Raw genomic sequence first — 23477 nt, 5'->3', positions numbered from 1 at the left:
AATAATTATTTTTTAACTATTCAATAAAAGTATAAATTTATAGTATTTTTTCTGATTATTAATAGAACTGGCTTGTATAGTATAAATAATCTTCTAAAAATTTATTTTGCAGTTCATCATATTTAATTAGTTTTGTGAGCTTATACATATATTTTGATTCGTCCCAAGCTTTATGTTTTGTATACCTTTTTTTGCCTAATTTCCAGAACTTATCAGGGAATACAATCAATGCAAGCATCACCTCTAATTCCTTTTTATCTAATTTATTAATAGAGGTATAGGCTTCTATAAGCATTTTTACTTTATTAAAATCCCAATTAAAAGCTTTTTTATATAATAACTTACTTATTAGTCTACTTAAATCAATAAGCGGAAGATCAATAACTATATTACCTAAATCTATTATATAATATCCATCATCCTTTTTAATTATGTTCTGACTATAAAGGTTTTTCTGACATAAAATTTTAGCTTTGCCCGCATGTTTCGATAGCTTATAATAGCGAGCTGTGTTCAATAGATTTAGTGCTACCATCCCTTTATGATACATACTTTGTATATAATCATAATAGGATAGGTCAAATTCGCTCTTTAATTTTTTATTATTAATTGTTCTCTCATATTTTTCTAATTGTCGTAGATATTCAGTAAAAATTTTAGGCCAATTTTTTAAATTGCTTTTTAATTTTAAATTACTTGTATCTATATTATTAAGAGCTAAATGAAATTTTGCTAAGGACTCTACAATTAATATCACTTCTTCAATATTATTTAAGTCTCCTTCTTCACCGTCTATCCAATCTGTCAAATAAAATAATAGTTTTTTACTTCTTACATAGCTTTTTTCTTCTTTTGTTTTATAGTGTTTTGTTATATTATAAAAACCTCTATCTATTAGTTGCTGTATAATAATAGCATTATTGTTAGGTTTATACTTACCATGTCTTATTCTTTTTAAACAAAGGTTACCTTCTGTGGTTTCTACTTTATATACATTTTTAAATTTAGTACAATTAGTAATTTTAAAATTATATTGTGCCAATACGTTATATATAATTTTTTTTTCCTTATCGAAAATCACATCTGTATAACTACTATTACTACTTTCCACATTTCTACCTCCTATACATTCTTTAGTAAAGTATATTAGAGTAAGTAGAAATTATTACTGTGAAAGGCAGCTAATAATCATTAAACTGATTATTAGCTAAGTTTTTTAGAAGTAGAAAAAATATAAAGATCATCGAATTCGATGATCTTTATATATTTGACGCTTTAACTGATACAGGTTGCTCGAAGATTCCTCTTTTTACCTCAGTAGCAGTCATATTTTTAGCGTTAAATTTTTCAGTCATATAATTGCATGCGTCCCATGGATTTACTTTATCACCACAAGTAAATACGTCAACAGCTGCGTATCCAAGTTCAGGCCAAGTATGAATAGTTAAGTGAGATTCTGATATAATAACAACTCCGCTTACACCTTGTGGACTAAATTTGTGAAAAGCAACTTCTCTAACTTCTGCACCTGACTTTAATGCAGAGTCAACCATTATTTTTTCTATTAATTCCTTATTGTTCAATATCTCAGAACTACACCCGTAAATTTCTGCTAAAATGTGACGTCCTAATTCATTCATTCTGCGTATTTACCCCCTTACAAAATTCATAACAATTAAATTTTATCAAAAATATTAAAAAAGTCAATATATAAAGCGGTTATTTTAGAAAAACATGTATAAAACTCTAATTTTTTAGATATTTCTCTGTATTGCTATATACATTACCTATTAAAAACATAAAAAATGCGTGCCTATTAGTTATACTACACGCATTTTTAAAAAAATATTCTCTTTTTTACTCTAAATGAAAAATAGAATATTTTATTTAAATTTCATCAACTTCCTTTATGCTTAAGCCAATCTTCATATTTTCTTTATCTACATCCAATATTTTTGCTTTTACTTCATCACCTATTTTAAGAGCATCCTCTGGCTTATTTATTCGTTTATTACTTATTTGTGATATATGAACTAGAGCATCTACGCCTGGTTCTAATTCAACAAATGCACCAAAATTAGCAAAGCGAGCCACTTTTCCTAGAACTATGCTACCAACAGGGTATTTAACATCAGCGTTACTCCATGGATCTTCAACTAATTTTTTCATGGATAAGGATAATTTTTTCTTTTCTTTGTCTACATCTAATATGTAAACTTTAACTTTATCTCCTACACTAAGTACATTACTAGATTTTTCGATTCTTCCCCAGGAAATCTGAGATACATGAAGTAATCCATCGACCCCTTGTACATCGATAAAAGCACCGAAATCAGTAAGTCTCTTAACTTCTCCATCTACAACTGTATCTTTAGCTAACGAATTCCAAACTTCTACATCTTTCTTTTCTTTATCATCTTTTAATAAATCTCTTCTAGAAGATACTATTCTTGTGTGATTTTTTTCTTCTTTAAATTCGATTATTTTAACTAGAAGCTCTTTGTTAACATACGCAGAAAGATCTTGTACATGATGCAACTCTATATGTGAAGCTGGTATAAAAACTCTAACGCCTTTGTAACTTGAAACTAGTCCTCCCTTTACAACCTCTTTCACTAATACATTTATTGGTTCATCTTTATCATAAGCAGCTCTTAGTTCCTTATAAGCATTTTCTCTTTCGATTTCTATATGTGATAGCACCACATATCCGTCTTCACTTTTTCTTTTTATAATTTTAACTTGGATTTCATCATCAACATGAACTAAGTCTGTTAACTTTGAATTTTCATCTTTTGTTACTTCAGCCTTTGGTAGTATACCATCAGCTTTATATCCAATATTCAAAAAAGCTTCTTTTTCATTTACTGAAATAACCCTGGCGTTTATTAATTGTCCTACCGCTATCTGTTTATCATTCTGTTCCATATAAGCTAATTGCTCATTCATCTCTAGTTCTTTGTTATCGCTCATTTTTGAAATTGCCTCCTTTATTATCCAATCTGGTGTTGAAGCACCTGCTGTAACACCTATAGTTTTAATTTTGTTTGAATTAATTATATTATCAGGTATTTCTCCTGAATTTTCAACATGAATGGTATTTAGACAGTTAGACTTGCAAATTTCATAAAGTTTTGTTGTATTAGAACTATTACGGCCACCTAACACAACCATCATATCTACTTTTTTTGAAATTTCTTCAGCTGACTTTTGTCTAGATTCTGTGGCACTACATATAGTATTAAAAGCAATAAATTCTTTACAGCATTTTAATACTATACTTAAAACTCTTTCCCAATTTGACTGTTTTTCAGTAGTTTGAGAAACAACACACAATTTATTCGGAAGTTTATCTAAGTTGGCACCATTCTTAGATATGATGGCCTTGTTACCACACCAACCGTTTATTCCAATTACCTCAGGATGATCTTTGTCACCTACAATAAGTACAGTATATCCTTGTTCAAAATATTTTCTCACCTTTTTCTGTATATTGGAAACATATGGACATGTAGCATCAATAACCGTTATTCCCTTATTTTGTAACAAACTAAAGACTTCTTCTGGCACCCCATGAGAACGTATAATAACTACATCTCCCTGTTTAAGATTATTTATATCATCTAATTCTACAGGATATATATTATTTGTTTTTAAATAAGCCACCACATCACTATTATGAATTAATGGTCCTAAAGTATATATTCTTTTATTATATTTAATTTGTGTGGCTATAGCCTCATCAACAGCTCTCTTGACTCCAAAGCAAAAGCCTGCTTTATCTGCCAATATAATTTCCATCTATATTTCACCTTCAGTTGTTTTCTTTATATATTTTTTTATATGGTTAGAAATAATTTCTACTACTTCATTTATAGAAAGTTTAGACGAATCTATTTCAATTGCATCTTTAGCTTTCCTTAAAGGATTTATTTCTCTATTAGAATCCACATAATCTCTTTTTATTATATCATTTAATATATTATTGTATTCTACAGCAATGCCTTTAGTGTTTAGTTCGTCAAATCTTCTTTTGGCTCTTTCTTCAGCACTGGCAGTTAAATAAAATTTAAAAGGAGCATTTTTTAGAACTACAGTCCCTATGTCTCTGCCATCCATAATTACATCATATTTATTTGCCATAGCTTGCTGAATGGTGACTAAGATTTCTCTTACTTGTGGTATAGCTGCATAATTAGATACGTTATTACTTACATCTGGTAGCCTAATTTCTTCACTTATATCTTCTCCATTCACTATTAAACTATCTCCATCAAAATGCATATCAAGTGAATTTGTTAAATTGCATACGTCTGCCACCATTATATGAGATATATTATTTCTCATACACATTAGAGTAACAGCTCTATACATAGAACCTGTATTTATATACATTAGATTAAATCTATCAGCTACAATGCTTGCTATTGTACTCTTTCCTGCGCCGGCAGGACCATCAATTGCCACAGATATATTCAAAGATTTCACTCCGCCTTTCTAAAAAGTAACAAAATTCATTTTTTCACTTTTTAATATATTCTATAAAAAAAGATAAAATCCTCTATTTTTTGATACCATTTTCACACTGATGATTTTTTCTTTAGTATTATTATTTTTCTTCACCAATCTTGGTACCAGCTAAGTATCCAGTAGATAAAGCTATTTGTATATTAAAACCTCCTGTATATGCATCAACATCTATGATTTCTCCTGCAAAGTACAGGTTTTTACAAATTTTAGATTGCATTGTAGAAGGATCAATTTCTTTTACATTTATTCCGCCAGCAGTTACAATAGCTTCTGCTATAGGTCTTAAGCCTTTTATTTTCAAAGTGAAGCTATGTAATAAGTTAACTAGATTTTGCCTTTCTTCTCTTGTAATCAAATTGACTTTTTTGTCAGGGTCTATTCCTGATAATCTAATTACAACATCAATCATTTTTTTAGGTAATAAGTCGTCTAAAGAGTTTTTAAAGTCTTTATTAGTATATTTTATAAAGTCCTTTTGTATTCTCTTATCCAATTCTTCAAAGCTTAATGCGGGTTTTAGATTTATTACAGCCTTCAGATTAGGCTCCTTACTCACAAATCTACTACCACTTAAAGAGATTGGACCTGAAATTCCAAAATGGGTAAATAGCATTTCCCCGAATTCTTTAAATAATACTTTATTCTTATTATTTACAATGGATAACTCAACATTTTTTAGTGATAAACCTTGAAGTTCTTTTATCCATTCTTCCTCAACAGTAATAGGAACAAGTGATGGTTTAATCTCTGCAATATTATGCCCTAATTCCTCAGCAAAGTTGTACCCCTCGCCACTAGATCCTGTTTGTGGATAAGACATACCTCCAGTGCATAGTATAAAATAATCACCTTTTATAATAGAATTATCATCTAGCTGAACAGCCTTTATATTTATAGTATTATTCTCATAAATAAAGTTTTTAACTTTAGAATTCAATCTTATATTAACGCCCTTTTTTCGCATCTCTTTTTCCATAGCACTAATTATATCTGATGATTTATCTGATTCTGGAAATACTCTATCTCCTCTTTCTATTTTCAATTTTACACCTAGTTTATTGAAGAAATTCATAGTATCCTCATTTGTGAATGAGTATAATGAACTATATAAAAAATGAGGATTGCCCGGTATAAAATCAAAAAATTCACCTATATCCTTCGCATTAGTTATATTACATCTTCCTTTTCCGCTAATGAACATTTTTCGTCCTAGCTTATCATTTTTTTCAATCAATACTGTATTAAATTTATCAGCAGCGGTTATTGCAGCCATCATGCCTGCTGGACCACCACCGACTATTACTACTGTAGACATTAGTTCACCGCCTTATTTATAGATAATTATTCTTTGTCATCTATATTATAGTAATATAACAACTAAATTTAATCAATATTAATCTGATTCAAGTTTCAATTTCATAAAAAAAAAGGCCAAGGCATAAGCCTTAACCTTTGAACTAATCAGATTCCTTAAAAGAGTAAACCTGATATTCTTCCCAAATACTTTCTAAATTTGCAAATGTAGTTGATATCTTTTCTTTTTCTCTTAATCCTACAGCTATTATAAGAGCATTTATCACACTTAAAGGAGCAACTAAAGAATCCACAAAGGATGCCATGTTACTTTGTGCAATTAAGGTATAGTCAGCTCTAGCTGCAAGTGGGGATAATAGGCTATCAGTAAGAGCTACTACCTTAGCTCCTCTGCTTTGCGCAAAATCTAAAGACTCAATAGTTCTGGCTGCATAACGGGGAAAACCTATTCCTATAACCAAGTCATCCTCATGAATATTAATAATTTGTTCAAATATATCACTTACACCATACCCTACAACCTTAACATTTTCTAATATAAGGCTTAGGTAAAAACCTAAAAATTCTGCTAGTGCAGTAGAGCTTCTTAAACCAATTATGTATATTTTTTTTGCAGAAAATATGCCGTTTATAACATCTTCAAATGTCTTATGATTTATTTTTTCAAGAGTCGCTCTGATGTTTTCCATATCTGATTTTAAGACACCCTTTAAGGCACTTTCTTCACTTACAAAATCATTTGATAATTCAATTCTTTGTACAGTGGTAAGCTTGTTCTTTATTAACTCTTGTAGAGCTTTTTGTAACTTAGGATATCCTGAAAAACCTAGTTCATTTGCAAATCTAACTACAGTTGATTCACTTACTCCTACGCTTATGCCTAATTTAGCAGCAGTCATAAAAGCAGCTTTGTCATAATGTTTTAAAATATATTCGGCAATAAGCTTTTGTCCTTTACTTAATCTTGGAAACTTAACTTGAATAGTTCTCATTAAATCTTGTTTATTATTAATATCTTCCATTCCATTTCAATCCTTTCTCTCATCCCCATCTTGTTGCAATATTTATTTCATTTTAACATCTATTGACCAAATTTACAATAGAACATTCAATTGTAAATTATTTTTCTTTATAAATATTAATAATATGTGTATCTTTTTTCTCTTGAATACCAAATACAAGGTCGTAACTACCTAGATTTTTGTTTAAAAAATCAATAACTTTATACATTTCTTCATAATATTTTATTTCCTTTGTTGCTATTAATTCTAACTTATCTTTCATAATTTATTTTTATCAAATTCTATAATTTGATAAAAGTCACCTCCAAACTATTTTTTTTCTATAACTATTAAAAATGGGGCTAAATTATTTCTATTGACGAAGGAATGAAGCATTACTCCATATTTTTCTTTAGGGAGATTCTGAACAAAATTTATAACTGCATTTTCTTCTTTTTTTCCCTCTTCATGACCTCTGTATAATGCTATAGTTATTAATCCCCCTTTATCTATTATATTCAAACTGCTCTCTAAACTCATTAGAGTTGATTCACATTTTGTAGTTATGTTTTTATCACCTCCAGGAAGAAAACCAAGATTATACATTATGCAATTAACTTTTTCATTTATATATTTAATAAAGTTTTCATGGGAATCATTAATTAGTATAACATTATTTATATTTTTATTCTCATATGTTTTAATTGCACATTGTTGAATATCAAAGGAATAGACTTTTAAAAAATTATTACTTAAGAAATCTGTATCATATCCATTACCCAAAGTAGCATCTACAGCAATATTAAAATTACAACTAAAATTTTTAATTATATAGTGAGAAAGTTCACTAACATTTGAAACATATCTAAACATTAATTTACTCCTTTTATATTTTTTTCTTTGTTGTATTTTTTATTTATTTTAGTTAACATTTTGTTATTTAACATAATATTTTATATGTAACTCTATCTGAATAATTGATATTAAAAACTTGAAAACATAAATTTTACATATTTCTAATATCAATTATTTCTTTTTCATTGAGAAATCTCCATTTACCTTTAGATAATTTATTAAGTTTGATATTTCCAATTTGAACTCTCTGCAAACTTAGTACTGGGTGACCTATCGCATCACACATCCTTCTAATTTGTCTATTTTTACCTTCATGTATGATGATTTCTACTTTAGATGCGTCAGTAAATGTATTAATAACTTTTATTTTAGATGGCGCTGTAATATATCCACCTATATCTATACCCTTTTCAAATTGTTCTATACTTTTCTTTGAAGGAATGCCTTTGATTAGAGCAATATACACTTTATTCTTTTCTTCTCTCGGATGAATTATCTTATTATATACATCTCCATCATTAGTTAAAAGTATTAAACCTGATGTATCATAATCTAATCTTCCGATAGGATAAATTCTTTCATCAACATCTACTAAATCTAAAATTGTTTGTCTTCCCTTTTCGTCTTTAACAGTACAAACATAGCCTTCTGGCTTATTCAGTGCTATATATACCTTTCTCTCTTCCTTTTTGATTTTATTATTATCAACGAAAACCTCATCCTTTTCTATATCAACCTTATAACCCAATTCTTTAATAACTACTCCATTAACTTTAACTCTACCTTGTTGAATGATTTCTTCAGATTTTCTTCTTGAAGCCACTCCACAGGTTGCCATATATTTTTGTAATCTTTCTTCCAAATTTCTCACCTACCTGTAAAATCTTTATACTATAATAAAACTTATATATCTGAGTGATTCTTCACTTCATTATATATTAATTTATAATTAATTTTAAATCTATGCAATGCAATATTTTCCATATTATCTTTTCACTTATATTTATTTAGTAAAAAGATTAAAGGATAGTGATAAGTTTTACAAGCTTATCACTATCCTTTAATTCAGGCAAAGTAAAGTACACTACTTTGTCATTTTGCTATCTATTTGACGTCCTATTTCTTGGGCAGTTAGACCTTCTGCAACAATTTGGGGTATCTTAGTCTTTGTATCTTCGTAACCCATAACATTTATACTTTGACCTGTTACCACTACTGCATCAAATCCATTATAAAAAGATGCATTTTCTATGCTATTTCTTTCAAATTCTTGAACACTGTATCCTTGCTCAGATAAGTATTGCTCAACGTCCTTTAAACCTTTTTCAACTGCTACCTTTTTCAATATAAACACCTCCGAGATTATTTTTTCAAAAAACATAAAATTAATTCATTAGAATTATAATTTATATGGATAAGTGCCATTTTTACGGTTCTTAAACATACGTTCTTATTGTTTATTATCAAGTTCTTCTCTATATTTAGCTATTTCATCTTCTGTCATATTAGTTTTTTGCATAATTTCACCCATACACATGCCCTTACTAAAAAGCTCAACAGCATATTCATGGGTTTTGTCATATTGATTATTTATATTCGTGGACAATCCATTTGTGCTATTATCAACAGTTTCTAAAGTTTTCTTATGCTGCTGATTTTCACTTGGCCTACTCATATTAAAATACACTCCTTTCCCTACTATTTTTTCTTATTAATCACTTTTATATTCTTTTTCTAGTAATTTCTTTTAAAAATTTATTTAAAGGTGTATAATTGTTTTTTAAGTATTAAAATTTACTACAGATGAAGTGAAACTTGAATCAGATGGGGTTTCAACCCCACCTGATTCTTAGTTGAACGAATCCAGGGACGTAGCCGCTCTTTACTCCGACTTTGAAGAAGATTGGAATATTAGAGCGGGTAGTCATTGGATAAAAAATAATAAGGTGGAGGTGTCAAATTGTCTTTACTGGAATTTTACAATGTATCTTTTAAAAATTGTGATGAGTTAATTATTAATAACTTATCTATTAATATCAAATCAGGAGACTTTATATCAATTGTTGGTCCATCAGGCAGTGGTAAAAGCACATTTTTAAAACTATGTAATCATCTTTATAGTCCCTCTAAGGGTAAAATACTTTTTAAAGGTATAAATTTAGCTGATCTAGATCCTACCGATCTACGAAAATCTATTTGCTATTGCTTTCAAACACCATATTTATTTGGTAGAAGCGTACTGGATAATGTTACTTTTCCCTTCAAAGTTAGAAATATGTCAGCAGATACTAATAAAATTAATAATTTGTTTGATTTATTTAATATGAATAAAGATTTTTTATATAAAGATATCTCTAATTTATCCGGCGGTGAAAAACAACGAATTGCTCTTATTAGATCTTTGATTTTTAAACCTGAAATTTTACTTTTAGATGAAGTGACTTCTGCTCTAGATGTAGATAATACTAAAATCGTTGAAGATGTAATAAGTAAGCTCAATAAAGAAGGAATGACTATCCTTTGGATTACGCATAACCCTGTTCAAAGCAGAAAATATGCTAATAAAATAGCAACTATAGAAAAGGGTTCATTAAAGTCATTGGAGGTACTAAAATGAATTCAGGAAATTCTATGAATATATCATCATTAATCATAGCATCATCTTTAATATTTATCTCTGTATTTTTTTCCTACTTTCAAAAGTTGAAACTAGAGAAAGAAATCTTAATAGGGGTTGTACGAGCAGTAATTCAATTAGTAATCATAGGGTATATTTTAAGTTATATCTTTGGTCTTAAAAATCCAATTTTTACAACTCTCCTTTTGTTATTTATGATTTACAATGCATCAGGAAATGCGGCTAAAAGAGGAAAAGGAATACATAAAGGTTTAACCATATCCTTTATTGCAATATCTTGTGGGACTACAATAACGTTAGCTGTACTAGTTATATCTGGAGCTATTAAATACCAACCTTATGAGATTATTCCTGTAGGAGGAATGATAATAAGTAATTCAATGATAGCCATAGGGCTCTGTTATAAACAATTATTATCTAACTTCAAAAACAGAAGAGATGAAGTTCAAACTAAACTTGCTTTAGGTGCAGATATTCTACCTTCTTCTATAGAAATAGTACGTGACTCTATAAAAACAGGAATGATTCCAACAATAGATTCTATGAGAACTTTAGGTACTGTATCTTTACCAGGAATGATGACGGGCCTAATATTAGCTGGTACCTCCCCGCTGCAGGCTATAAGATTTCAAATTATGGTCACTTTTATGCTTTTATCAACTACATCAATTGCTACCTTTATTGCCTGCTATCTTTCTTATAAATATTTTTTTAATGATAGAAAACAATTAATATAAAAATAAAAAGGCCTTAAGTAACAATTGATATGTTATTTAAGGCCTTTTTATTTATTCAACCTCTTGAATACTAATTTGTCTTATATGCTTTGTATGACTCCACTCTTTCTTATCTTTATCTATTATACCTTGTATTGTAATTGGTATCCAAGTTATTGTATAAATTGCATACAATAGGTACCAGACAAATGTTTTTAATGAGCGTTTTCTATCGATAATAGATAAAATTAATATAAAAATAGCTATATAAATAGCAGTAGCCAAAATTGTATAAAGAACTGTTGGTTCGTATAGTTCGGTATTGAGATTATATACTGTAAGATCGTATGCCTTTAAAAAATTAAGATAGTAATTATCAGAACTTAATATGGAGAAAATTTTAAAAGATACTAATGTATTTAAAGAATATAAACAAAATACCATGAACATCTTTTTAGACAACTTTATTTCTAACAACATAACCAGTGGTGTAAATAAAAATTGACTCATACTAACCAATGGATAAATATCTTTGCTTAAAAGCTGACTTAGGGGATTAGCACCTTGAACAAACGCCAGTAGAACTGAAATTCCTAGTGCTACTGTTAAATAAGGTTGCATAGTATAAAGAGCACAATCTAAAGCAACAAAGTTTCTTTCTTTTATTGCCTTCTTCATAAGCTTCACGAAAAATCTTGAAGCTACATCTGCAAATCCCTGCATCCATCTTTTTCTTTGATTCCAAGACTGTTTTAGAGTTAAAGGTTTTTCATCATATACAATGGCATTATGAGCCCAACCTACCTTGTGTCCATTTAGAACAAGTTTACATGTAAACTCCAAGTCTTCTGTAAGACATGTAGCACCCCAGCCAAGTTTTTTAAGTATATCTACATCCATACAAAAACCTGTGCCACCTATTTGATTAGACAATCCTAGATTTGTTCTTGCAAGCTGGAATAATCTATTTGCTGACCAGAATGATATGGAATAAGACTGAGTTATCCATGAATCATCAGGGTTTTTACTATCTATGTAACCTTGGACAACTTTATAACCTTGTTCTAATTTATAATTCATTTCTTTTAAGAAATTCTTTGAAATAAGGTTATCAGCATCAAAAATAGCTATAGCATCATATTTTTTATCCATTCTAAATATCCTGTCAAACATCCATTCTAGTGCGTATCCCTTACCTCTTTTATCAGAAACGTTTCGTTCATATACATTTGCACCATAGTTTCTAGCAATACTAGCAGTGTTATCATCACAATTATCTGCAATAACAAAAATATCATACATATTTTTGGGATAATCTAATTCATTTAGACTCTCTATAATTTTGGCAATAACCATCTCTTCATTATGTGCTGCTACAAGAAGTGCAAATTTCTTTGAGGGTTTACACTGCTCTGCACCTTTATCTTCTTTTTTGTAAAGACCAAACAGAGAAAGTAGTAAGTAATACATCGTAATTACAAAAACTGATTTCTGAAAAATAATTGTACAATTAAAAATAAAATCTTTCATTACAAAAACCCTTTCCTTTATGTTATTATATCATTTTATTGTCTTAAGGACATAAAACACCGTATATCATAATACCATATTTTTTTAATTTTACGCTATATGTTTTAATATTCTGATAATTAATGCTAGATTTTCTATTTATTATTATAATTACTTATAGTTAACTGAAGTATTATAATTAAAAGTTATTATTCATACTAAATAGATATGATATAATTTATTCTAGGTATAATAGCTTATTATGTCTAATTTCCTTTTATTAATTTAACCAAATCTCTATAAATATATAATAACATATGAAATTTATTTCGGAAGGTGGATTAACAATGAAAAATATAATTGATTGTAAAGGGCTAAAATGCCCTCAACCTGTAATTAATACAAAAAAGTATTTCGACTCAATTGAAGAAGGTCAAGCTACTATAGTAGTTGATAACGAAGTTTCTAAAAATAATGTATCAAAGTTTTCAGAAAACAATGGATTTAAAAGCGTAGTTGAAGAAAAAGATGGACTATACTATATATCTATTAGTAAAGAATCCTGTTCCTGTAAACTAATTAATTTTAATGAAAAGAAGCTAACTATAGTTGTCACTAATGATAAATTAGGTCTTGGTGATGATAAATTAGGAATAACTCTAATGAAAAGTTATTTTTATGCATTATCAGAAAGTGATACTTTACCTTCTGATTTGCTATTTTTAAATGCTGGAGTTAAGCTTACAACTGAAGACTCTGATTGTCTTGATAGCATAAAAAAGCTTCAGGAAAGAGGCGTGAATGTCCTAAATTGTGGAACATGTTTAGATTTTTATAATTTGAAAGAAAAACTTGTTATTGGAGAAATTACCAATATGTATACTATAATTGAAAAAATGAATTCTTCCGATAAAACTATAAAACTTTAATGGAACTATAGATAAATATGACAAAAAGTTGACTTGTTCTGCGGTACATAAGTCAACTTTTTATCATGTTTATCTATTGATGAACTACTTCAATTCTATCGTTATTCAAAACTCTTATCACTAAAAGTTATAAAAGTTCTGAAAATGTAGATTTAGTTTGTGAATTAGTACGTATACATTACAATGTATCTAATTTATATATATCCACTCTTCTATGCTTTAATAGAGGAAGAGATTCTCTAATTTCATCTATATGTTCTAAGTCTATATCCTGAATCAGTATCCCCTCTTTTTCATCCAATCTACTAATTATACTTCCCCACGGATCAGCAATCAATGAATTACCATAAGCAACATATGAATAGTTGTCATTTCTGGCCGGTGATATTCCAGCAACAAATATTTGGTTATCTAATGCTCTGCTTTTAAATAATAATTCCCAGTGTGCTGGTCCTGTAGTCATATTGAATGCTGCAGGCATAAGCACTATTTTGGCTCCTTTTAAGGCCATAATTCTTGTTAACTCTGGAAACCTTATATCATAGCAAATTGCTACACCAACCTTTCCCCATGGTGTATCTATCATAGTGATTTCACCACCACTGGTTAAAACTTCTGATTCTTTAAATCTTACTCCATTTTTTATATCTATATCAAAAAGATGTATTTTTCTATGCTTTCCTATTAGAATTCCTTTATTGTCAAAAATAAAAGACGTATTGAAAACTCTTCCCTGTTCATCTAACTCTGGAATAGATCCTCCTATAATAAATACCTTTTTTTCCTTAGCAGCACAGGAGAGCATATTTATAGTTTCGCCCTTAGGGTAAGTTTCTGCATATTCCCTAAAATACTTATTGTTATATGGACAATTAAACATTTCTGGCAAAGCTATAATATCTGCTCCTTTATTTGCAGCTTCATATATCATGGTTTTAGCCTTAAATATATTTGTTTTCTTACTTTCTTGATTAACCATCATCTGACACAATGCAATTCTTAATGTATTCATATTATCACAGTACCTTTCTATTATATTTTATTTCACAGTAGGTGATTTCATATGCTTTCTTTGTAATATTATACCATTCTATGCACTTCAATGATAATACTTATTTGAATTCCTATTATTCAAATTTATTTAGGTTGACTTTTATGGACTTTGTTATATACTATATATGGTAGTAAATTGTCGTATTTTGTTTACTACATAATTTAGATATTTTTAATTTAAATGAACTATTAAGCAACCATTTTTACTAATGGTTTTTTACTATAAATTTTTATAGATAAAAGGAGATTAAATATGAAACAACATTCACTTTCAAGAACTGAGTTATTAATAGGCAGTGAAGGCTTAGAAAAATTGAAAAATAGCACAGTAGTTGTATTTGGTTTAGGCGGTGTAGGAAGCTTTACTTGCGAAGCTTTAGTAAGGGCAGGTGTAGGACACCTTATATTAATTGATGATGATACAGTTTGTTTGACAAACTTAAATAGACAAATACATGCCACTTTTGATACTATTGGTAAAACAAAGGTTGAGCTTTTAAAGGAAAGAGCTTTAAAAATCAATCCTCAATGTAACGTTGAAATTCATCAAACCTTTGTTAAAGAAGATAATATATCTGATATAATACCTTTAACTGCAGATTATGTAATAGATGCCATAGATACAGTTTCATCTAAAATAGCACTAGTTTTATGGTGTAAAGCTCATAATATAGATATTATAAGCTGCATGGGTACAGGTAATAAATTAGATCCTACTCAATTTAAAGTAACTGACATATATAATACCAAAATATGTCCGCTAGCAAAGGTTATGAGATATGAGCTAAGGAAAAGAGGCGTTGAAAACTTAAAAGTACTATTTTCAGAAGAAGTTCCTATGAAACCAAAGCTAGAAGAAGTTGTAACTTGTAAGGAAGGCTGCGTTTGTACAGGTGGAACAAAAAAATGCACAGCGAAAAGACAAATTCCTGGAAGTATTTCCTTCGTACCACCAGTAGCTGGAATGATAATAGGTGGAGAAGTAATTAAAGATATTATTTCAAAATAATTAAGTTATAAAGCGAAACTTGAATCAGGTGGAGGTTAAATGCTATTTAAGCATCTAACCCCCACCTGATTCTTAGTTCACCAAATCCAGGATGATCAAAAATAAGAAACATCTAAGAGAATTAACGGTAAAACGCTCTTAGGTGTTTCTTATCTTTGATATTTTATAATTGAATTAGCAATATTCTCACCTAAATAATACATTTTTCTAAAAAGCATCAAAAATTTCTGAAATATATCTATAATTTTCGAAAAATTTTTGGTACAATTAAATTGTTAATAATAAAACAATATTTAGGGGGTCATATAAGTGTGCTGTAAAGATTCAAATGAAAAATTCTTTAAAGAACTGGATGAATTTATTGAAAACATTCCCGATAAACAAGGAGCACTAATTTCAGTACTACATAAGGCTCAGAGTATCTTCGGGTATCTTCCTCAAGATGTCCAAAAATTTGTAGCTAAAAAATTGGATATACCTGTATCTAAGGTTAATGGAGTTGTTACTTTCTATTCCTATTTTACAGAAGTACCTACAGGTAAATATGTTATAAACATATGCATGGGAACAGCCTGCTTTGTAAAGGGTTCAGGAGATGTACTTGGAGAATTTGAAAAAAGATTAAACATAAAAGTTGGACAAACTACAGAAGACGGAAAATATACTCTTCAGATACTAAGATGTGTTGGTGCATGTGGACTTGCTCCTGTTGTTACAGTAAATGATAAGGTTTACGGGCATTTTACAAAGCAACTTGTTGATAAAGTATTAGATGAATATAGTGAATAGGGGGAAGTAACTTTGAATAAAATCAATTCTTATGAAGAACTTCAAAAATCTTATATGGAATACTCTAAAAATTTAAAAATAAGGCAGGCTACTCATGAAGATGAATTAGCTGTTGAAAATAAAAGATGTCAACGTTATATTACAGTTTGTGGAGGAACTGGCTGTAAATCCTCTGATAGTGATAAAATTATCGAATGCTTGAATGAAGAAATAGCAAAAGCAGGCCTTTCAGAAGAAGTTACAGTTGCAATAACCGGATGTTTTGGTTTCTGTGAAAAAGGACCAATACTTAAAGTAGATCCTGATAATGTATTCTACGTTCATGTTTCACCAGATGATGCTGATGATATAGTTACTGAACATTTATTAAAAGGAAAAATAGTTGATAGACTATTATATGAAGAACCTACTTTAAAAGAAAAAGTTAAAAGACAGGATGAAATGTCTTTCTATAAAAAGCAACAAAGAATAGCTCTAAGAAACTGTGGTTTAATAAATCCAGAAGATATTAATGAATTTATTGCTGCAAAAGGCTATCTTGCGCTGGGAAAAGTTCTTACAGAAATGACCCCTGATGATGTCATAAAACTTATAATAGATTCAGGTTTAAGAGGTCGTGGAGGCGGAGGCTTCTCTACAGGTAAAAAATGGTCCTTTGCTAAGTCTTATAGTGCTGACCAAAAATATATAATTTGTAATGCTGATGAAGGTGACCCTGGTGCATTCATGGATCGTTCCATATTAGAAGGTGATCCAAATAGCGTTCTAGAAGCTATGGCAATTGCAGGTTATGCTATAGGTGCTTCAAAAGGTGTTATATATATAAGAGCCGAATATCCTCTTGCTGTTAACAGATTAATGATAGCAATTAATCAAGCTAGAAACCTTGGTGTTCTTGGAGAAAATATATTAGGCTCAGGATTTAGTTTTGATATAGATATAAAATATGGTGCTGGTGCTTTCGTGTGTGGTGAAGAGACAGCTCTAATTCACTCTGTAGAAGGCTGTCGTGGAGAACCAACAAACAAACCACCATTCCCTGCTGAAAGTGGTCTTTGGAATAAACCAACCTGTGTTAATAATGTTGAAACATTAGCAAATATACCAGCTATTATTAATAAGGGTGCAGAATGGTACAGCTCAATTGGTACTTCTACATCTAAAGGAACAAAAGTTTTTGCTTTAGCAGGTAAAATAAATAATGTTGGTCTTGTAGAAGTTCCTATGGGTACATCTTTAAGAGATATAATCTTTGATATAGGTGGTGGTATTAAAGATGGACGTAAGTTTAAAGCTGTACAAACTGGAGGTCCTTCCGGTGGTTGTATACCAGCTTCAAACTTAGATATTCCTATAGATTATGAATCCTTAACATCTATAGGATCTATGATGGGTTCCGGTGGCATGATAGTTATGGATGAAGATAACTGTATGGTTGATATAGCAAAGTTCTATCTTGAATTCACTGTAGAAGAATCCTGCGGAAAATGTACTCCATGTAGAGTTGGAAATAAACGTTTACTCGAGATATTAACAAAGATAACAAATGGGCAAGGTACTGAACAGGATTTAGAAAATTTGAAGGAACTAGCACAAACTATAAAAGACACCTCACTTTGTGGACTTGGACAAACTGCTCCTAATCCAATTTTAAGTACAATGAATTATTTCTGGGATGAATATGTAGCACATGTTAAGGAAAAAAAATGTCCTGCAGGTGTTTGTAAAAAATTATTGAGTTTTGACATTACAGATAAGTGTATTGGATGTACTAAGTGTTCAAGATGTTGTCCTGTATCTTGTATTAGCGGAAAAGTTAAGGAAAAACATATTATAGATCAAGATAAATGCATTAAGTGCGGTGCATGCTTCAGCGGCTGTCCAATTGATGCAGTAGTTAAAATTTAAAATACTGGATAATTAAAAGAAAGAGGTGGAGGTTTTGAGTTTAGTTACTCTTACTATAAATGATAAACAAGTTCAAGTTGAAAGTGGCACTACTATTTTGGAAGCTGCTAAATTACTAGATATTAATATACCAACACTATGTCATTTAAAGCTGCATGAAGGAGTTGAGAATAAACCAGGCTCCTGTAGAGTATGTATGGTAGAAGTTGATGGAAGAAGAAATCTTGCGCCTTCTTGTACTACACCTGTTTTTGAAGGTATGGTTATAAAAACAAACTCTATAAAAGCAATTAAAGCTCGTAGAAATGTTGTAGAACTTCTTCTTTCAGATCATCCTCAGAATTGCTTACTTTGCGAAAAAAATACTGATTGTGAGCTGCAAAAACTTGCTGCTGATATGGGAATACGTGAAATCAAATTTAAAGGTGAAATGTCAACTTACCCCAAAGATACTTCTAGTTACTCAATTGTTCGTGATTCAGATAAATGTATATTATGTAGAAGGTGCGAAACAGTATGTAGTGAAGTTCAAACAGTTTCTGTTCTTTCTGGTATAAACAGAGGATTTAACACTGTTGTGTCCCCTGCTTTCGGACTTCCAATGACTGAAACAAATTGTACCTTCTGTGGTCAATGTGTTTCAGTATGCCCAACTGGTGCTTTAACAGAAGTTAATAACACATCAAAAGTATGGGATGCTTTAAATAATAAAGATAAGCTTGTTATTGTACAGACAGCACCTGCTGTAAGGGCCGCTTTAGGAGAAGCATTCGGCATGGAAGTTGGAAAAGCAGTTACTGGCAAAATGGTAGCAGCTCTTCGCTCCATAGGATTTGCTAAAGTTTTTGATACGGACTTTGCAGCGGACTTAACTATAATGGAAGAAGCATCAGAACTTATGCATAGGATTACTCATGGTGGTAGACTTCCAATGCTTACAAGCTGTTGTCCTGGTTGGATAAGTTTCTTCGAACACGAATTTAGTGATCTTTTAGATGTTCCATCTAGCTGCAAATCACCACAGCAGATGTTTGGAGCTATAGCAAAAACTTATTTTGCTGAAAAAATGAATAAGGACCCTAAAGACATTATACTAGTTTCAGTTATGCCATGTTTAGCTAAGAAATATGAAGCTGCTAGACCTGAAATGAATAACGATGTAGACATTGTCATAACTACCAGAGAATTAGCTAAAATGATAAAAGAAGCAGGGATTAATTTTACATCTTTAAAAGATGAAGAGTTCGATAGTCTTCTTGGCGAATCTACTGGTGCAGGTGTTATATTCGGTGTAACTGGTGGCGTTATGGAAGCAGCTCTTCGTACAGCCTATGAGTGGATAACTAAAGAGGTGTTAGATGATGTGGACTTCAAGGTTGTTCGCGGCCTTGATGGCATCAGGGAAGCTACAATTAAAATTAAAGATATGGAAGTAAAAGCAGCTATTGCAAGCGGTCTTGGAAATGCCCGTAAGTTGCTAAACAAAATAAGAAATGACGAAGTTAATTATCAAATTATTGAAATTATGGCTTGTCCTGGCGGATGCATTGATGGTGGCGGTCAGCCATATATTCATGGAGAATACGAAATTCTAAGTAAGAGAGCAAATGCATTATATGAAGAAGATAGAAATAAACCTATAAGAAAGTCTCATAATAATCCAGAAATAATTAAACTTTATGAAGAATTCTTAGGTAAACCTTATGGCGAGAAAGCTCACAAATTACTTCATACTAAATATTTTAAGCGTCAGTGTTAATTTTAAATTCAGTTTGCCCTAAACCCTAAAATAATATAAATGTAACAGGAAAACTAACACTCCCTCGAGTTTAGTTTTCCTGTTATTCTATTATTAAACATATTTTATTTTAACCTTCTTGCCAAGTCTTTCCATAACAACCCCTAATTCTTCTACTATTTTTAATTTTATGCTTAAATCTACAGGCAAATCTGGATTTTGATGAGCAGCATTTACCGCTTTTCCTACCCATATATTCAAATGGGTACAATCTTCAATTAGTATTTTTACTAGCTTCGATGCGCCATCTTTACCACCAAAATCCACATTATTACAATTATGAGAAAAGGGTTCTTGAAGTTTTTTGATTTTTTCTAATGCTTTACTAAGAGTTAAAACCCCCTCTGTTATTAGATCAATTCCTTTCATGGTAGCTATTGGTGGTACATCTTTGCTTAAGAAATCTAAATTTACACTTAGCTTTCTGTTAAGCTCTCTTTCAGCTATATTTGCAGCAGTTCCACCACATATAACCTTTTTTCCTTTACTGCTTACAAATTCATTTATTACCATTTTGTCATTTTCTTTTTCTCTTGGTGGTCCAGTAAAAAGATTTACATAACTAGGTCTCCTTATTTTTATAGTAACAACAGTAGTATCGTCACCCGGCTTGCCAAAATAGAGATCTGAGCAGGCTTCTAGTAGATCATTTTCCAAACCTTGAGCGCTATAAGCTTCAGATGCTCTTTTTCTAAGATAACTTTGTACATCCTCCCATTGCCAACCTAAATTAAGCAAATCCCCAAGACCAGCATGAATAACTCCGTCACTTACCACAGCTAGTACATCACCATCCTGAAGAGTTAAGTTGCTTTCCTTAACCCTTCTACCGTTTATATTGATTTCCTTCATAGGTATATCTATAGCTTGTCCATTTCTCACCATAAATGTTCGTGGATTATCATATTCTGCGATATACATTTCTCCATTTTCATAAATCTTAATTAGTGTGAAGGTTGAATATGCAATATTTCTTACCTTACAGACTGGCAATGTGTTTACAATTGTATCTACAGTTTCATATATGTCTGCACCTTCTTTTAGCATTGTTCCTGCAATTTTAGATGTCAATGTAGCTAGAATATTTGCCTTCACCCCACTGCCTAAACCATCTGCCATAACTATTATAGTACAATCCTCTAGCCTAATTACATTTACCATATCACCGGGTAATTCTTCTCCATGTTTTATTAAAGTATTGTATGCAACATCTATAAAAAACCCCATCTATCCATCACCTCATAGTATACTATCATTTTCTCCCTGAACAACTTTTTTTAGTTTAGTTAGAGTCATTTTTGTTTCTGCCGTTGTTTCCCCAAGTAGGCTTGCTATTTCCTGCGCAACTCTCATTTGCTTTTCAATTACCTGCTGGGTTGCATTTATTGTACTTTCTTTAAGTTCCAGCAGTTTTAGCTTATTCTTTTCTTCTTCTGTTATATCAACTAAAGCTACCATAACTAAATCCTGTTTAGGAAGATATACTACTGTTTCCATAAATGTTAAGCTGTACTTTCTATAAAAAACCTTTTTACTCACTATATTATTTCTTGTTTCTTTTACATATATGAAATCTTCATCGTTTATTAATAAAGCTATTGGCTTCTCCTTAATATATTCTGCACTTACCATAAATACTTTTTCAGCAGATGGATTTATTTCTTTAACTTTCATCTCACCATCTAGAAGTATGATAGGACTCAAAGTATTTTCAAATATCACATTACTTAAACTTTCAGCTCTATTTCTCATATAATGTAAACACATATTAGATTCTGCCATTCCCTCATGTACTGCTTGAGCCTTTTCTCTACAGGTGTTATATCCGCAAACACCACAGTTAAGCTCATCTTCTAGACAATATTTTCCCATTTTTCTCATTATTTTGAGAATTTGTTCTTCAGTAGCAACTTGTTTTGACAGTGTTTTATCAACAAATACTCTTGAGAAGTCTATATTAATTGGAATAATAACTTCATTATTTACATTATGATTTTTCATATAGTTTTTTACCTTTTGCATTCTTTTGTAATACCCTTTTTCATCTTTAACCATTTTGGGTCCACCAATACAATTCCCCATACAAGCACTGACTTCAACAAATAAATTTTTTACCTCTTGGTTTTGAAGACTTTTGAATAATTCTACACATTCTTCAACACCAGTAACAGATATAGCATCTAGATTTCTTTTATTTATTTCTGAATTAACGGCTTTTACAATCCCACCGAAAACAGGGTATCCTTTGCCATATGTAGTAGATTCCCTGTCAACTTCACCATCCTCTAAGGCTTCCATTAATATATCAATTTCCGCAGACCAATCACTAATTTCATCAAAGGTTAGAACCGCATCAACTACATCTTTATTTGAAAAACTTTGTGATTCTATTTTTTTCGCTATACAAGGTCCTATAAATACAATAAAGCTATCTTCACCATAAAACTCTCTTATCGCCTTGGCATGAGCTACCATCGGTGATACTACAGGAATCATGTACTGAATCAAATCTGGGTAGTATTTTTCAATTATATAGTTAGCAGAAGGGCAGCAGGTTGTGATGTAGTTATCCACCTTCATATTTTTTATATAATTTTTATATAATTCCGACACAATACTAGCTCCTATGGCAGTTTCTTCTACATATAAGAAACCAAGTTTTCTTAATAACGTTATAATCTTACCAGGGCTTGTATCAAAGAAACCTGGAAAAGATGGAGCAACACTGGCTATAACCTTTTTACCTAAAAAAACAGCTTCTTTTACTCTTTCTAGATCGCTAACTATGCGCCTTGCATTCTGAGGACATATTGAAAGGCAGTGGCTACAAGCAATGCATCTATCATCTACAATTTCTGCCTGTTCATTTTTAAATTTAATAGCCTTTACTGGGCAGGATCGTAAACATTTATAACAATTTTTACAATTAGCCCTGGAAAAATTCATATAATTCATCTACTTTATCCTCCGTAAAACTTGCTCTTTAAAAAACTCCTCAACATTTGTTTCATTCACAGAAAAAATACTATCTTCTTCATTAATCTTTACAGATACCCCTGTAGTACAGTATCCTAAACAAAAGGCACCTTTCAATTCTACTTTTTTAGTAATATTATGAACTTTAACCAACCTTTGAATAGCTTTTATTACATCATAAGATCCTTTAAGATGACATGCACTTCCTACACAAACTTGTATTATAATCATAAAAATCACTCCTACTTATGAATAACTTAAAAAACTGCATTATTGGACTTCTATAGTTTTTAAAATTTATAAAAAAGTTATATCTTATTTTAATTATTTAATATAATTATGCTTATATATAATTTTATACTAAACACTTGTAAATTTATATATATATTTGTTTAATTTAAAAAAATATCGGAAAATAATAAAGCAACATGAAATCTCTAAAAATAGAGATT

General features: G+C 30.4%; 23 protein-coding genes. 7 read left to right on the top strand and 16 right to left on the bottom strand.

Going from position 1 to position 23477, the window contains the following annotated elements; genetic code table 11:
* Positions 1-58: 58 nt before the first annotated feature.
* The 11 genes from CLMAG_RS13830 to CLMAG_RS13785 form a co-directional block, all read right to left on the bottom strand.
* Positions 59-1111 (bottom strand): CotS family spore coat protein, encoded by a 1053-nt coding sequence (locus CLMAG_RS13830; protein WP_139264207.1) that lies wholly within the window; start codon positions 1109-1111, stop codon positions 59-61.
* 148 nt (positions 1112-1259) lie between these two features.
* Positions 1260-1640 (bottom strand): adenosylmethionine decarboxylase, encoded by a 381-nt coding sequence (speD, locus tag CLMAG_RS13825; protein WP_066623353.1) that lies wholly within the window; start codon positions 1638-1640, stop codon positions 1260-1262.
* 247 nt (positions 1641-1887) lie between these two features.
* Positions 1888-3801, bottom strand: a complete 1914-nt coding sequence (locus tag CLMAG_RS13820; RefSeq protein ID WP_066623346.1) for a bifunctional 4-hydroxy-3-methylbut-2-enyl diphosphate reductase/30S ribosomal protein S1 — start codon at positions 3799-3801, stop codon at positions 1888-1890.
* Complete coding sequence (gene cmk / locus CLMAG_RS13815; protein WP_066623339.1) at positions 3802-4479, bottom strand: (d)CMP kinase; 678 nt, start codon at positions 4477-4479, stop codon at positions 3802-3804.
* 130 nt (positions 4480-4609) lie between these two features.
* Entirely contained in the window at positions 4610-5845 is a 1236-nt protein-coding gene (locus CLMAG_RS13810; RefSeq protein WP_066623335.1) for a BaiN/RdsA family NAD(P)/FAD-dependent oxidoreductase, read from the bottom strand.
* A 142-nt stretch (positions 5846-5987) separates the two neighbouring features.
* Positions 5988-6866: a MurR/RpiR family transcriptional regulator gene (locus CLMAG_RS13805; protein WP_066623333.1), complete on the bottom strand. Its 879-nt coding sequence runs from the start codon at positions 6864-6866 to the stop codon at positions 5988-5990.
* 97 nt (positions 6867-6963) lie between these two features.
* Entirely contained in the window at positions 6964-7128 is a 165-nt protein-coding gene (locus CLMAG_RS30785; RefSeq protein ID WP_073393234.1) for a DUF4264 family protein, read from the bottom strand.
* 47 nt (positions 7129-7175) lie between these two features.
* Positions 7176-7718 carry a tRNA 5-(aminomethyl)-2-thiouridylate-methyltransferase MnmM gene (mnmM, locus tag CLMAG_RS13800; protein ID WP_066623331.1) on the bottom strand — a complete coding sequence of 181 codons (543 nt, stop codon included), beginning with the start codon at positions 7716-7718 and terminating at the stop codon, positions 7176-7178.
* Positions 7719-7851: 133 nt separating this feature from the next.
* Entirely contained in the window at positions 7852-8562 is a 711-nt protein-coding gene (locus CLMAG_RS13795; protein WP_066623330.1) for a pseudouridine synthase, read from the bottom strand.
* Between the two features lie 222 nt (positions 8563-8784).
* The gene (locus CLMAG_RS13790; RefSeq protein WP_066623328.1) at positions 8785-9045 is read right to left on the bottom strand and encodes a YkuS family protein; all 261 of its coding nucleotides are present in this window, start codon (positions 9043-9045) and stop codon (positions 8785-8787) included.
* A 105-nt stretch (positions 9046-9150) separates the two neighbouring features.
* Positions 9151-9375, bottom strand: a complete 225-nt coding sequence (locus CLMAG_RS13785) for a hypothetical protein (RefSeq protein WP_066623326.1) — start codon at positions 9373-9375, stop codon at positions 9151-9153.
* Positions 9376-9660: 285 nt separating this feature from the next.
* Here CLMAG_RS13785 and CLMAG_RS13780 point away from each other — a divergent pair, with 285 nt between their 5' ends.
* Both CLMAG_RS13780 and CLMAG_RS13775 read left to right on the top strand, forming a co-directional pair.
* On the top strand, positions 9661-10317 hold the full coding sequence (locus CLMAG_RS13780) for an ABC transporter ATP-binding protein (protein ID WP_066623321.1): 657 nt from the start codon (positions 9661-9663) through the stop codon (positions 10315-10317).
* Positions 10314-11075 carry an ABC transporter permease gene (locus CLMAG_RS13775; RefSeq protein WP_066623318.1) on the top strand — a complete coding sequence of 254 codons (762 nt, stop codon included), beginning with the start codon at positions 10314-10316 and terminating at the stop codon, positions 11073-11075. The genes CLMAG_RS13780 and CLMAG_RS13775 overlap by 4 nt, the downstream gene beginning before the upstream one ends.
* Before the next feature lie 51 nt (positions 11076-11126).
* Here the strand turns inward: CLMAG_RS13775 and CLMAG_RS13770 are convergent, their stop codons facing one another.
* Entirely contained in the window at positions 11127-12584 is a 1458-nt protein-coding gene (locus CLMAG_RS13770; protein ID WP_066623315.1) for a glycosyltransferase family 2 protein, read from the bottom strand.
* 326 nt (positions 12585-12910) lie between these two features.
* Here CLMAG_RS13770 and yedF point away from each other — a divergent pair, with 326 nt between their 5' ends.
* Positions 12911-13492, top strand: a complete 582-nt coding sequence (gene yedF, locus CLMAG_RS13765; RefSeq protein WP_066623307.1) for a sulfurtransferase-like selenium metabolism protein YedF — start codon at positions 12911-12913, stop codon at positions 13490-13492.
* A 178-nt stretch (positions 13493-13670) separates the two neighbouring features.
* Here yedF and CLMAG_RS13760 read toward each other — a convergent pair whose 3' ends face one another.
* Positions 13671-14504, bottom strand: a complete 834-nt coding sequence (locus CLMAG_RS13760) for a carbon-nitrogen hydrolase family protein (protein ID WP_066623304.1) — start codon at positions 14502-14504, stop codon at positions 13671-13673.
* A gap of 294 nt (positions 14505-14798) precedes the next feature.
* Here CLMAG_RS13760 and CLMAG_RS13755 point away from each other — a divergent pair, with 294 nt between their 5' ends.
* From CLMAG_RS13755 to CLMAG_RS13740, 4 genes are all read left to right on the top strand, one after another.
* Positions 14799-15554, top strand: a complete 756-nt coding sequence (locus CLMAG_RS13755; protein WP_066623301.1) for a tRNA threonylcarbamoyladenosine dehydratase — start codon at positions 14799-14801, stop codon at positions 15552-15554.
* 309 nt (positions 15555-15863) lie between these two features.
* Entirely contained in the window at positions 15864-16343 is a 480-nt protein-coding gene (locus CLMAG_RS13750) for an NADH-quinone oxidoreductase subunit NuoE family protein (RefSeq protein WP_066623293.1), read from the top strand.
* 12 nt (positions 16344-16355) lie between these two features.
* Positions 16356-18251, top strand: a complete 1896-nt coding sequence (locus CLMAG_RS13745) for an NADH-quinone oxidoreductase subunit NuoF (RefSeq protein ID WP_066623290.1) — start codon at positions 16356-16358, stop codon at positions 18249-18251.
* Positions 18252-18285: 34 nt separating this feature from the next.
* The gene (locus tag CLMAG_RS13740) at positions 18286-20010 is read left to right on the top strand and encodes an NADH-dependent [FeFe] hydrogenase, group A6 (protein WP_066623287.1); all 1725 of its coding nucleotides are present in this window, start codon (positions 18286-18288) and stop codon (positions 20008-20010) included.
* Between the two features lie 93 nt (positions 20011-20103).
* On the opposite strand, the gene CLMAG_RS13735 is transcribed toward CLMAG_RS13740, so the two are convergent.
* From CLMAG_RS13735 to CLMAG_RS13725, 3 genes are read right to left on the bottom strand one after another with little or no spacing between them, the layout of a single operon-like run.
* A complete protein-coding gene (locus tag CLMAG_RS13735; protein ID WP_066623281.1) occupies positions 20104-21276 on the bottom strand; it encodes a SpoIIE family protein phosphatase in 1173 nt (390 codons plus the stop codon).
* Between the two features lie 12 nt (positions 21277-21288).
* Positions 21289-23004, bottom strand: coding sequence for a [Fe-Fe] hydrogenase large subunit C-terminal domain-containing protein (locus tag CLMAG_RS13730; protein ID WP_066623278.1), 1716 nt, complete (start codon positions 23002-23004; stop codon positions 21289-21291).
* Entirely contained in the window at positions 23005-23256 is a 252-nt protein-coding gene (locus CLMAG_RS13725; RefSeq protein ID WP_066623270.1) for a (2Fe-2S) ferredoxin domain-containing protein, read from the bottom strand.
* Positions 23257-23477 lie beyond the last annotated feature (221 nt).

It is taken from the genome of Clostridium magnum DSM 2767 (genome assembly GCF_001623875.1).
Lineage (GTDB): Bacteria > Bacillota > Clostridia > Clostridiales > Clostridiaceae > Clostridium_AM > Clostridium_AM magnum.
This window is presented reverse-complemented; position numbering and strand designations above follow the sequence as displayed.